Origin of the sequence: Fulvivirga imtechensis AK7, from assembly GCF_000331535.1 — a bacterium.
Taxonomy (GTDB): domain Bacteria; phylum Bacteroidota; class Bacteroidia; order Cytophagales; family Cyclobacteriaceae; genus Fulvivirga; species Fulvivirga imtechensis.
Map to the genome: position 1 here is coordinate 30,063 of NZ_AMZN01000029.1, position 12,844 is coordinate 42,906.

Consider the following 12,844-nt stretch of genomic DNA (forward strand, 5'->3'; position numbering starts at 1 on the left):
TGGCGCTCAAAAACCTCGTGCAGCATCATCACCTCTGGGATCAGCGCCTCCCTCCAGCTCCCTGTTGGGCCGTACCAAAATAGCATCCACGCGACCAATAGTTCCCCGTTCCTCTATCCGGTGTCCCATTTCCTCAAGCGTTTCTCGGGTATCCTTATCCAGTGCATTCCTTTCTATCAATATAACATCCGGCTTCCACTGGTGATGAAACCTTCCTGCATTTACCGCCTCCTGCATGGTCATATTAAATTCAGTGACGTTCAGTATTGCCTGGAAAACAGATGTGATGATAGTAGAGCCCCCCGGTGTGCCAACTACCATATACAGTTTTTTGTTTTTCTCTAATATTGTCGGGGTCATTGAGCTGAGCATTCTCTTTAAAGGTAAAATAGCATTGGCTTTGCCTCCTACCAGACCGTACATGTTTGGTACCCCGGGTTTCACACTGAAGTCATCCATTTCGTTGTTCAGAATGAACCCTGCGCTATCTACCACCACATAAGAACCATAACTGCCATTTAACGTTGTTGTAACGGCCACCGCATTGCCTTTTGTGTCAATAATTGAGAAGTGTGTTGTCTCTTCCGACTCATAAAGTGAGAAGTCACCGGCATTGATAGAATCACTCGGAGTGGCATTTGTGGGGCTTACGGTAAGCATTTGTTCTTTGAGATATGTGGTATCAAGAAGATGTGCCGTGGGTACGAGGTAAAAATCCGGGTCACCCAGGTGTGTTGCCCTGTCGGCATAAACTCTTCTTTCTGCCTCTACCATATAGTGTATAGCCTGGGGAGAATGAAACCCATAATCTGCAAGAGGGTGAGGCTCTATCATTTTGAGTAATTGTATGAGCGCAATACCGCCACTTGAAGGAGGAGGCATAGAAATTATTTTATATTCTTTGTAGACGCCTTCTACCGGTTTTCTCCAAATAGCATGATAGTTATTAAGATCCTCCAGGGTTATAATGCCATTCCCACGTTTCATCTCAGCCACAATAAGGTCTGCAGTTCTTCCCTCATAGAACCCAGCCCTCTTATGATCCCGGATGCGCATGAGCGTTTCAGCCAGGTGAGGGAGTTGTAGTGTGTCCCCCTCAGCCCATTGCCGGGTAGCAAAGTGGGGTGTCACCGTATTGTATTGCTGAAACTGCTCCCTATTGCCATTCAACCCTTTCGCCTCTTTTTGTGTTAAGGGAAAGCCATTTTTCGCCAGGTCAATAGCCGGTTGTACCAGTTCACTCCAGGACAAACGGCCATATTTTTTGTGAGCTTCCACCATACCGGCTACGGAGCCAGGCACTCCCGCAGCAAGATGGCCCATGCGGCTGAGATCTTCTATTACTTCACCGTTTTCATCGAGGTACATAGTCTCACGGGATGCCAAAGGAGCTGTCTCTCTATAATCCAGAGCATCAGTTTTACCATCGTGGCTACGATATAGCATAAATCCTCCGCCACCAATATTCCCCGCTGCCGGAAATACTACAGCCAGGGCAAATTGCACGGCCACTGCTGCGTCAACCGCATTACCACCTTTTGCAAGTATATCGACACCTACCTGAGAAGCCAGCGGATGAGCTGATACCACCATAGCGCTATCAGTGATCAAACCCATAACCGGTTGCTTTGATGATGGTTCATCCGGTTGGCAGGCAAAGACACTGGTTATCAGGAAAATAATAGCTAATATTCTTGCGTTCATATATAAATCTTTAAACAATTTCTAATATACTTGTTTGCTGTAAGATTTTACAAACAAACTGCGGTATTAATTACCGAAATAATAGTATATTGTTTGCTGAATTATGGAAACTCTAGAAGTCGGGGTACGAGAAAAGAAGTCTGCGAAGATCAAGCTGAACATCCTTCATGCTGCTACACAGCTACTTGGTAAAAAGTCATTTACTGATCTTTATGTCGATGATATCTGCGAGAAAGTAAAGATCTCGAAGGTTACTTTTTTTAAATATTTCCCGCAAAAAGATGACATCCTGTTATATTATCTGCGAGTCTGGTGCCTCGATAGAGCCATAGAGCTTTATCACCATCCAAAAGAAGGCATAGAGGGGGTCAAATATCTTTTTGATCGGGTGTCTGATACTTTTGAACGAAACCCGGGGCTTATACTTAATTTGATCAGCTATTTTACAAGCTTGAGCAGGCCACCATCTCCATTTCCCTTAAAGCTTGTTGAAAGACAGCTTCTTTACCCAAAAGAGGAGTATCTGAATAAGATACAGATCATGTCCATTCATCAAATGATGGAGAAATTTCTTCTTGAAGCTATTTTCAATAAGCAAATAACGCTTTCGAGTGATACCAAAGAACTTGCCAATTTGTTTCTGACAGTACTCTATGGTTCGGTGGTAACATCGCATTTGGAGCAGATTAGTCCGATAAGGGCCTTTTTTAGGAGAAATATTGATAACCTGCTAAAAGGATTACACTAAGCCATCATCAGGAAGTCCACACCCTCATTATAACCTTTCTGCCCCAGGTATTGAAGGATATCCGCTTTTCCCCGGCGGTCGCTCACATAGCACAAAATAAATAAATTGCCCGGAGCAGGAAGCCGGGTATAATGGATAAAACGCTCGCCTTTATCATTTCTTAACTTCACGTCTATAAATTTGTCGATGGTGAGCCCCAACTGCTTTAAGTACCTGACTCTGTTGTTGACAACCCTGCCTGCTCCCCAAACCCAGAGAGGTGGTAGCAGTTTACCAAATTGCTGCTTCAAATATAGTTTTAGGTACCTGGACTTCACAAGAAAAAATCTCTCATAGGCATAGTGACTGTGATTGCGCGATAGTCTTTCAGGGTAGTCGTGCCACTCTAAAAGATAATCATTTACTTTGGCCATTGCCACACCATGATGCAGCCAGCGTAACCACAATTCGTAGTCTTCAGGCAGCTTACCTTCCTGGTAGCCCCCGAACCGATGTACCAAATGCCTGCGAAACATTACAGAAGGGTGGGAGAAAGGGGATTCTGCAAATCTTTTATGCTGAATTTCTCCAGAGGTGATAATGGTGTTGATCCAGTTGACGTAAGTGGCATAACCTTCCCGGGCCACTGTGTCCCCTTTGTATCGTACCAGTGACGAAACAAGGCCGGTATCAGTATGTGTATCCAGGTATTCGACCTGTTGCTTTAACCGCGTACTTAGCGAAAAATCGTCAGCATCCATACGGGCAATGTATTTTCCTGAACTCATTTTTATGCCAAAATTAAGCGCCCGCGCAATGCCTGACCGGGAAAGATGAAATAACCTGAGCCTGTCGTCCATGCTTGTCATTCGCTGCACTGTCCGTGTAGTGTTGTCTGTTGAACCATCATCAACAACTATCAGTTCGAAATCTGCAAAGGTTTGCTGTAAAATACTGCGGATAGCCCGTTCAATGGTGCTTTCTGCATTGAATACTGGCAAAACTACCGAAACTTTCAAGATTTGCGCTTCAAAAATCCCTTCAGAAACTCTTTAAACGCCTTTCGCTCGGACCGGGTGGTCAGTAGGCTCTTTACCAGTCGTAAGTAACCTTTCATGGTAAGCTTTTCTTCCCGTTGCAGTTTTTGCTCCTTCTTTTTGTGAAGCTCTATTTTTGGGAGATCCGAAGCCGGTGCTTTTTTTGTTTTTTCAGGATCATACTTCGGATCAAGCCGATCGGCTCGTTCAAAGCTTTTATTAGATTGCTCAATATATCCCAGTTTTTCCTCGATAAGGCCTTTGTTGTTGAAGGCGATGGCGTCTTCAGGGTCAAGGGCGATCGTTTTTTCATAATCGGCAATGGCCCCTTTAAGATCGCCCATCCGTTCTTTGATGAAGGCTCTGCTTGAATACCGGAATGGTTTGTGAGGCTCCAGCTCTACGGCCTTGTTCAGGTCTTGTAAAGAGAGGCCATTGTCTCCGGAAAGATGTAATGCCACTGCACGCTCACTATAGTAGAAAGCATTGTCCGGTTGCAATTCGATCAGTATGTTGAAATCATCTAACGCTTCACTGAAGCGCTGCAGCTTGAAGAAGGACTTCGCCCTGTTATAGCGGGCTTCATGGTGTTTCGAATCAACTGCCAGAGCCTGGCTAAACCATTCTATGGCCTCTGCAAAATTGTCGTTTTTACAGCGGTCAATACCTTTAATATAGTAATCCTGTGCTGTCTGATTCATTTTCAACATTTTCAAGGTCCTGTCCTTTAATTTCTTCCGTTTCCTTGATCTTTTTTGTTTTGGGTGGCTTTTTTCGAGGAGGCTTCACCTCTTTTGATTGTTTCAGGATCTTTACCTTTACATATTTTACCCGTTTTTTATGCTTGTCCTTCTTTTTGTTGAAAAACCTGTTCCTGTTGTCAGGCTTCACATGTTTTACAGTGGTGTACTTAGCACTGTCACATGCAAATAGCAGGCTAAGGACCAGGAGCGATATGGTTAAAACACGTTTCAAGTAGAACTACTAAAACGCAAAGTAGTTTGATTTTATTGAAAAAGTAAATGAATAGTTCGTGTTTTCGATTCACAGTTCGCAGTTCACAGTTCACAGTTCTCAGTTCACGGTTCACAGTTCAGAGACCAGTAACAAGAAATCAGCGACCAGCTATCAGCTACACATTCACCTGTGCGGTGGCTCGCTTGGCTTTGTCCCATACGGCTGATTGGGTGCCTTTTATATACCTGAAGAAACCTCTGAATACGGCATAATTCATCATAGTGAAATAATAGGGGATGAAAAATACTTTCACTTTCAGGTTATTGTTTTGTAACATCCAGCCGATAGCAGAGAAGATATAGAATAATGCCTGAAGGACAAAAATGGCTTGATAAAGCTGATGACTATACAGGGCCAAATATAAATTACTGAAAAAGATCACGATAAGCGCCAGCGGAGCCAGGGTCCATCGGAGTACGCGATGTGATATGTACTGGAAACTTAATGTGCCATATTTAAAAATATTGAGGAGTGGGCTCAACTTCACAATAGCTTGTATGCCACCCGCTGAGATCCGGATCTTTCTTTTTAGTTCTTCTTTTACAGATGCTGACCCCGTTTCCATGGCGTAGGCGTCAGGTTCATACTCTACCTTATATCCTGCCATGGCTATTTTTAAAGATACGTAGAAGTCTTCAATGATGATATGATTGTCTACAGGTTCAAATAGCTCTGTTCTGACAGCGAAAAGCTCTCCGGCAGCTCCTACTACCGAATGCAGCTCCGAATCCCATTGTTTTAGCTTTGATTCATACTTCCAGTAAAAACCCTCACCTGATGCCGCGGCATTATCACTTTCATTGGAGAACACCCGTTTCTCACCAGCTACCAGGCCAACTTTAGGATCACCGAAATGATGTACAATGTTTTGAATGGCATCCGAGTTAAGAGTGGTGTTGGCATCCGAAAAAATAGTGACAGGTGATTTGACAAAAGGCATAACACGGTTAACCGCAGCGATCTTGCCATTCCTCTTATTTTCGTGGTGATGTTCTACCTGCGGATAACTTTTGATAATTTCTGCTGTTTCATCAGTAGAGCCATCTGTTACGATCAAGACCTTCATTTTGTCTTCCGGATAGTTGAGACTGAGGGAGTTTTCTATCTTTTGACGTATGCAGTCTTCTTCATTGTATGCAGCAATTATATGAGTTACCTCAGGGAAGAATTTTGTAGAAGTAGCGGTTGGTTTGCGTGAAAATATACGTTTGATCTTAACTAAAAAGAAGAGTAAAAACCCATAACCAACATAAGCATAAACGACAATGAATATACAGGTCCAGAAGCAAATCTCTATTATTTCATTCATTAAAGCGATCTATTTAGTGTTTGTAAGGAAACTCTAAGTGGCTTTAAGAAAACGAATGTAGCGCAGACATTGCTGTTTTCTTAGAGACACTATTTATAAGTTAACCGGTTATGCTAAAAATACCTGAAAGGCAAATTTGAGCAAAAAAGGTTGATGATAATGTTAAATCAAAATTTTTAACCGGGATTTCAGAAAAATGTTTTTTATATATAAAAATATTAAAAAATAGATCAGTGTAATATTTCTGTTAAATTTGTTATCCCAATTTATTAGAATAAATGGCGAACGGTTTGCGTTTTAAAAGTATCATAGGTGTTATTTTCATCACGATCAGCATTTGCGGTATTTTGGTAAATGCCCGCGCCCAGTCGCCTCAATTTACCAGTACACCCGTTGAAAATGGTGAATATGGTGCGTCTTACCAGTACAATATTACAACCTCTCCGGGCGCTGGCGATCTTGAGATCTTACTGACTTCGGGCGATCTTCCTGCAGGTATTACACTGACCGACTTTGGAGATGGCACAGGACAGTTGGCAGGCACTCCAACTGAAACGGGAAGTTTTCCCATTGTTCTCACAGTGCGGGAAGAATTGGATAATGCCAGCAGCGATACACAAAGTTTTACGCTTTCCATTGCCAAAGCAACAGCGACTGTAAGTTTTGATGACCTTTCAACCACCTACAATGGCGGCCCTCAGACACCAACAGTCATTACCACACCTTCCGGTCTTACGGTAGATGTGACATATGATGGCAGCGCCACAGCTCCGACCAATGCAGGGAGCTATGAGGTAGTAGCTACGGTGAATGATGCTAATTACACCGGCAGCGCTACCGGTACATTCACCATTAATAAAGCCACCGCTACCGTAACGCTTGACGACCTGACTGTTACCTACAATGGCAGCCCTCAGTCACCAACGGTCACTACCACACCTTCCGGTCTTACGGTAGATGTGACCTATGATGGCAGTGCCACAGCTCCGACCAATGCAGGGAGCTATGAGGTAACAGCCATGGTGAATGATGCTAATTACACCGGTAGCGCTACCGGTACATTAACCATTAATAAAGCCACCGCTACCGTAACGCTTGACGACCTGACTGTTAACTACAATGGCAGCCCTCAGTCACCAACGGTCACTACCACACCTTCCGGTCTTACGGTAGATGTGACCTATGATGGCAGCGCCACAGCCCCGACCAATGCAGGGAGCTATGAGGTAACAGCTACGGTGAATGATGCTAATTACACCGGTAGCGCTACCGGTACCTTCACCATTAATAAAGCCACCGCTACCGTAACGCTTGACGACCTGACTGTTACCTACAATGGCAGCCCTCAGTCACCAACGGTCACTACCACACCTTCCGGTCTTACGGTAGATGTGACCTATGATGGCAGTGCCACAGCTCCGACCAATGCAGGGAGCTATGAGGTAACAGCTACGGTGAATGATGTTAATTACAGCGGTAATAACACTGGCACCTTTACCATTAACAAGGCCGGCGCAACAGTAACTTTTGGCAGTCTTACTGCTACATATGATGGCAACCCGAAGCCTGTTACTACTACTACCACACCGGCAGGATTAGGAGTGAGCATTACTTATGATGGATCATTGACGCCACCCACTAATGTTGGTTCTTATGCAGTAATAGCTACAATAAATGATCCCAACTATACAGGGTCAGCGTCTAATACATTCAGTATCACCAAGGCATCAGCAATGGTATCGTTATCAAATACCATCCAAACTTATGATGGAGCGCCTAAAATGGTCACTGTTACTACCACACCATCTGGTCTTACTGTAAATATTACGTATGATGGCTCAACTACACCTCCCACCAATGCGGGCACCTATGCGGTGGTTGCTACCGTAGATGATACGAATTATGGCGGTTCTAATAGTGGCTCTCTTCGCATAAATAAAGCAGTGGCTACAGTTACCATCAGTAATCTCTATCAAAATTATGATGGTGACGAAAAACCCGTTACAGTTACTACTGTTCCCTCTGGACTGACTACTACCGTTACTTATGACGGCTCGTCAACAGTACCCTCTGCACCGGGATCTTACGTGGTAGAGGCTATAGTTAGCAACGCAAATTATTCAGGTTCATCTTCCCAGGTATTGGTGATCAATGGTCCTCCTACTACATCAGGGATACCTGATGTAAATGTAAACGAAGATGCTGCTAATTATAACATAGCGCTGAGGCCAATCTTTGCCGATGCTGAGGATAGTGATGCTGCCCTTAACTTTGCAGTGGTGAACAACACTAATCCCACGCTATTCACAAGTACCAACATCAATAGCTCTGACGTGTTGATCCTTGATTTTGCACCAGACCAAAATGGGGAAGCTTTTATCACGGTAAGGGTTACAGATACAGGAGGCCTTTTTGTGGATGATGAATTTAAAGTTTCTGTTGCAGCCGTTCAGGACAACCCTGTATTTACCAGTACACCTGTTTTAGGAGCTGTAAGAGGTAGTAACTATGCGTATAATTCCCAGGCCACTGATCCGGATGTAGGTGATGTGCTAACTTATTCTAGTGTGGTAAAGCCAGGCTGGCTAACCTTTCAGGACAATGGCGGTGGTTCGGGAACTTTATCAGGAACACCCGGTGCAGGTGATATTGGTAGTCATGATGTGTTACTGATTGTTACTGATGGGGGCAGACAAGCGGTACAGGAGTTTCAAATTACAGTGGTAGAAACAAACTTTGAACCATCCTTTACCTCTACACCTGTAACATCTGTGGACGAGGATGAATTGTATTCTTACAACGTTACCGCAACAGACCCGGATGCCGGTGACACTCCGACTATTTCTGTTGTAACTAAGCCAGATTGGCTGGCATTAGGGGAAGTAGATGGGACAGATGATGTTCTTTATGGCACACCTACCAATGCTGATGTGGGTGAGCATGACGTTGTTTTGCGTGCTACTGATATGTTTGGAGCATTCGATGAGCAGTCTTTTATCATTACGGTGATCAATATAAATGATGCGCCTGAGTTTACCTCGGAGCCTGTGACAACGGCCACGCAGAATATCGAATATACATACAACATCCAGATAAAGGACGAGGATCCTGACGACAATTATACGATTACCGCTACCACAATACCTTCCTGGCTAGACCAGCCTGTTGATCAGGGAAATGGTATGGCATTATTGTCGGGAATACCTCCTGTCAGTACGACCAATTTTGAAGAATACAATGTTACACTTATAGTGGAAGATGCAGCGGGAGCCACTGACGAGCAACAGTTTACGATCACGGTAGAATATCAAAATTACCCACCCACGCTTGATCCCATTGCAGACCAGGGCCCCTTTAACGAAGATCACCCCGGCACAATAACAGTGCCGCTAACTGGTATTTCAGCGGGCAATGGTGAGACTCAAACATTATCTGTTACCGTAGTGTCGGACAATGAAAATCTTATTTCCGATGTAGATGTGAACTATACCAGCCCTGAGGTTGGAGGTTCGCTCTCTTTTAGACCTGAAGCCGACCAAAATGGCGTTGCCAATATTACTGTTACTGTACAGGACAGTGGTGCGGAAAGCTTCAATAGCATTTCAAGGTCTTTTCAGGTGACGATTAACCCTGTCAATGATAAGCCTGTTTTTACGAAAACCCATGCGGACCAGCGCGTCAGAGTAGGTGAGGAGTTCTCTGCTGTTGTAGAGGCCACAGATATTGATACCGGTGATGTATTGACAATAACAATGAGCACTGAAGCCGGCTGGCTTACCCTGGAGGATAATGGAAATGGTATGGCAGCCATATCAGGAACAGTGCCACAAGGGGCTGCCGGAACTAATTATCTTGTAACGGTAAAGGTGACTGATCAGGCAGGAGAATTTTCGACAACGGCTTTTACTATTAGTGTGAATACTCCGCCACTGATTAATAACATTGATATATCCATTGATGAAGATGAAGTATATGAATTTTTGATAGATGATTTCAATAGTGTTTTTTCGGATACGGAGAATGATAATATTGCCAAAATAAGAATTCAGTCATTGCCGGATTTCGTCAAAACTTTTACTTGGCAAGGCACGGCCATTAAGGCGGGGGATGAAATAACGGTTGATAACGGTAGTATTAAACAGCTAATTTACACTCCTCCTATTGATGAATCTGGAACGGCCAATTTTACTTGGCAAGCCTTTGATGGTTACGACTGGTCGGATCTAGCGGAGGTAACAATAGTGGTTATTGCTATTAATGATGCCCCATTTTTTAAGGAAAAAGAGGATGAACCAATATTTTATAAGCAAGGGGACGGCCCTGTGCCTGTTACTCGTATTTTGGTGATCAGAGACATTGATAATCAAAACTTGAAAGAAGCCACAATTAACATACTTCAAGAAGGGTATATAAAAGGCGAGGATATACTTCAGTACGATAATTCTTTTAATTCAAATATCACAGGCAAATTTGACGCACAAACCGGAGAAATGAAATTGACTGGTATAGATAATTTTATCAATTATGCGGAAGCAATCAAAAATGTGCTTTATGAAAATACCTTCCTTGGAGAAACGGACAAAACGGAAAAGACAATCAGTATTGTTGTTACAGATGAAGATGGAGAAAAGAGTGAAGCTTTTAATCGAAAAATAGAAATAACAGAAGTGCTCCCCGAAGTTGATATAGTAAGCGCCTTTACTCCAAATAATGATGGGACTAATGATTACTGGGATTTCAAGAACCTGGAGTATTACACTACTATAAAAATCTCAGTGTTTAACGATAATGGCAGCCGAGTCTTTTCATGTAGCAGTGTAGATTGCAAGTGGGATGGCACTATGGAGGGGAAAGCCTTGCCGGCAGGTTCTTACTTCTACACAATCGATCTTAACAATGGCAGGCGTAAGTATCAGGGTACGGTTACCATCCTGAAATAGAATATTTAGTGATGAGCAAGCGTACTCTGATACGAGGAAGACGGATAAGTTTTTTTAGTTTGTGTCTGTAACTTTTAATTATCTCAGTTGTTCAAGAAGAGTAATATGTGACACTGTAAGTTAAAGATTTTGAGGTGATTTGATCTCAAATCAATACAAAGTCACATGGTATTTTTCACCAAACAGTTAATTGAACAACTTGAGACTAGTGAGACTAGTAATCTATATAGGAATAATGATCGGAAGCCTGGCTTTGTCATTCCGTACCCTGGCACAATCACCAAAATTCACGAGTATCCCCGTGGAGGAAGGCGCTTTGGGAGAGCATTATGAATATAACATCACCACTGATGGGTGGTGGTTCTTTGCCAGAGAGATAGTGATGACTGATGGAGAGCTTCCCGATGGTATTGAACTTGAGGATTTTGGTAACGGCACGGGAAAACTTAGTGGAACACCCGAGGAAGCAGGCAGCTTTTTTATTGAGCTAACAGTGAGGAGGGTGAGTAATCACAGTCAAAATGATGTGCAGTCATTTACGCTCACCATAGACAAATATGAGGCTTCAGTGACTTTGCATGATCTCAATACTACGTATGACGGAGATGCCCACGAAGTGAAGGTCACTACATCACCAGAAGGCCTGGATGTGGAAATTACTTACAATGAGTCATCTGCAGCCCCGACAGATGCAGGTAGCTACCATGTGGAAGCCACAGTGGATGATGACAATTATGCAGGATCGGCTACTGGTACGCTGGTGATCAATAAGGCTCCCGCTGATGTAACAGTAGGGACCATAAGAAAGAGTTACAATGGCAATCCGCAACATGCTACTGCTACGACCACCCCGGCAGGATTAGACCTGTCTTTTACCTACAACGGTTCCTCAGAACCCCCAACAAATATTGGTAGCTATAATGTGAAGGCTACGGTTAACGATAAGAATTACACGGGAAGCGGCACTGGTACGTTGATTATTGAAGAAGGGGCGGCCAATGTTACACTCAGCGCTCTGAATACCATCTATAACGGCAGTCAACAATCTGCTAAGGTTACCACATCCCCCCCGGGGCTTTCTGTTGATGTTACTTACAATGGTTCGCCCTCAGCTCCCATAGATGCAGGCAGCTATACGGTGAAAGCAACTATTACTGAACCAAATTACAGCGGGTCTGCCACCGGAACAATGGTTATTAGCAAGGCTACAGCCAGTATTGCATTGAACAACCTTACGGCTACCTATGATGGCAACCCTAAAGCGGTGGCTGTTACAACCACCCCGGACGGATTGAATGTTGAAGTAACATATAATGGTATAAGCGCCCCACCGGTTGACCCTGGAGAATATACTGTAGAGGCTGTGATCAGGGAGGCCAATTATAAAGGACAAACTTCCGGAAAGCTGACCATAAAAGGAGGAGAGCCAGGTGGAGATAACAGGCCCGTGATTACCAACCTTGAGAAACATGCATTATTCTACGATCAGGGAGATGCTGGAAGACCTATTACTGAAAGTGTAATTATCAATGATTTTGACGATACACATATATATAGCGCAACTATCGTCATCGACAAAAATTATATAGACGGAGAGGATCGTTTGGAATATAACGGAAGCAGTGAACAAATTACGGCTGAATTCATTGCTAGCGAAGGCACATTGGTGTTATCAGGTATGGACACCAGGTCAAATTACGAAGTGGCTTTGGCAAATGTACTTTATAGTAATAGTTTCATGGGAGAAACGCAGGTAACTCAAAAAAGGCTTAAATTAACGGTGTCTGATAGCGTCAATACCAGCCTGCCCGCCCACAGAGATATTAATATTTATGTGCTACCCGAGTTAAATATAGTAAATGCATTTACTCCTAATGGGGACGGTGTGAATGATCACTGGAACTTTGTAAATTTGGAGGCTTATACGATTGTGGCTATCTCTGTTTACAATAAACACGGTCAGAAGGTATATAGCTGTATCGATAGAGACTGTGCCTGGGATGGTACTCACAGAGGTAAAGAGTTACCTGCCGATGCATATTTTTATACCATTGATCTTGATAATGGAAAAAGGAAGTATGAGGGTGTAGTCACAATACTAAGATGATGA

General features: G+C 43.5%; 8 protein-coding genes. 3 read left to right on the plus strand and 5 right to left on the minus strand.

Features of this window, described 5'->3' with window-relative positions:
- Window positions 1-6: 6 nt before the first annotated feature.
- On the minus strand, window positions 7-1,704 hold the full coding sequence (gene ggt, locus C900_RS08880) for a gamma-glutamyltransferase (protein ID WP_009579422.1): 1,698 nt from the start codon (window positions 1,702-1,704) through the stop codon (window positions 7-9).
- Window positions 1,705-1,807: 103 nt separating this feature from the next.
- Here ggt and C900_RS28275 point away from each other — a divergent pair, with 103 nt between their 5' ends.
- Entirely contained in the window at window positions 1,808-2,452 is a 645-nt protein-coding gene (locus C900_RS28275) for a TetR/AcrR family transcriptional regulator (RefSeq protein ID WP_009579424.1), read from the plus strand.
- Here C900_RS28275 and C900_RS08890 read toward each other — a convergent pair.
- The 4 genes from C900_RS08890 to C900_RS08905 form a co-directional block, all read right to left on the minus strand.
- Complete coding sequence (locus C900_RS08890) at window positions 2,449-3,450, minus strand: glycosyltransferase family 2 protein (protein WP_009579425.1); 1,002 nt, start codon at window positions 3,448-3,450, stop codon at window positions 2,449-2,451. The two genes, C900_RS28275 and C900_RS08890, sit on opposite strands and share 4 nt — an antisense overlap.
- The gene (locus C900_RS08895; RefSeq protein WP_009579426.1) at window positions 3,447-4,169 is read right to left on the minus strand and encodes a tetratricopeptide repeat protein; all 723 of its coding nucleotides are present in this window, start codon (window positions 4,167-4,169) and stop codon (window positions 3,447-3,449) included. Before C900_RS08895 ends, C900_RS08890 begins: the two co-directional genes overlap by 4 nt.
- A complete protein-coding gene (locus tag C900_RS08900) occupies window positions 4,138-4,443 on the minus strand; it encodes a hypothetical protein (RefSeq protein ID WP_040496239.1) in 306 nt (101 codons plus the stop codon). The genes C900_RS08895 and C900_RS08900 overlap by 32 nt, the downstream gene beginning before the upstream one ends.
- A gap of 157 nt (window positions 4,444-4,600) precedes the next feature.
- Window positions 4,601-5,794 (minus strand): glycosyltransferase family 2 protein, encoded by a 1,194-nt coding sequence (locus tag C900_RS08905; protein WP_009579428.1) that lies wholly within the window; start codon window positions 5,792-5,794, stop codon window positions 4,601-4,603.
- Between the two features lie 278 nt (window positions 5,795-6,072).
- Between C900_RS08905 and C900_RS08910 the strand changes: the two genes are divergently transcribed.
- Both C900_RS08910 and C900_RS08915 read left to right on the plus strand, forming a co-directional pair.
- Complete coding sequence (locus tag C900_RS08910) at window positions 6,073-10,734, plus strand: MBG domain-containing protein (protein WP_009579429.1); 4,662 nt, start codon at window positions 6,073-6,075, stop codon at window positions 10,732-10,734.
- A gap of 208 nt (window positions 10,735-10,942) precedes the next feature.
- Complete coding sequence (locus tag C900_RS08915) at window positions 10,943-12,841, plus strand: MBG domain-containing protein (protein WP_157493959.1); 1,899 nt, start codon at window positions 10,943-10,945, stop codon at window positions 12,839-12,841.
- Window positions 12,842-12,844 lie beyond the last annotated feature (3 nt).

Coding starts and splice junctions, on each gene's coding strand:
- C900_RS08905 (WP_009579428.1), bottom strand. CDS start 5,794: ATGAATGAAATAATAGAGATTTGCTTCTGGACCTGTATATTCATTGTC.
- C900_RS08910 (WP_009579429.1), top strand. CDS start 6,073: ATGGCGAACGGTTTGCGTTTTAAAAGTATCATAGGTGTTATTTTCATC.
- C900_RS28275 (WP_009579424.1), top strand. CDS start 1,808: ATGGAAACTCTAGAAGTCGGGGTACGAGAAAAGAAGTCTGCGAAGATC.
- C900_RS08895 (WP_009579426.1), bottom strand. CDS start 4,169: ATGAATCAGACAGCACAGGATTACTATATTAAAGGTATTGACCGCTGT.
- ggt (WP_009579422.1), bottom strand. CDS start 1,704: ATGAACGCAAGAATATTAGCTATTATTTTCCTGATAACCAGTGTCTTT.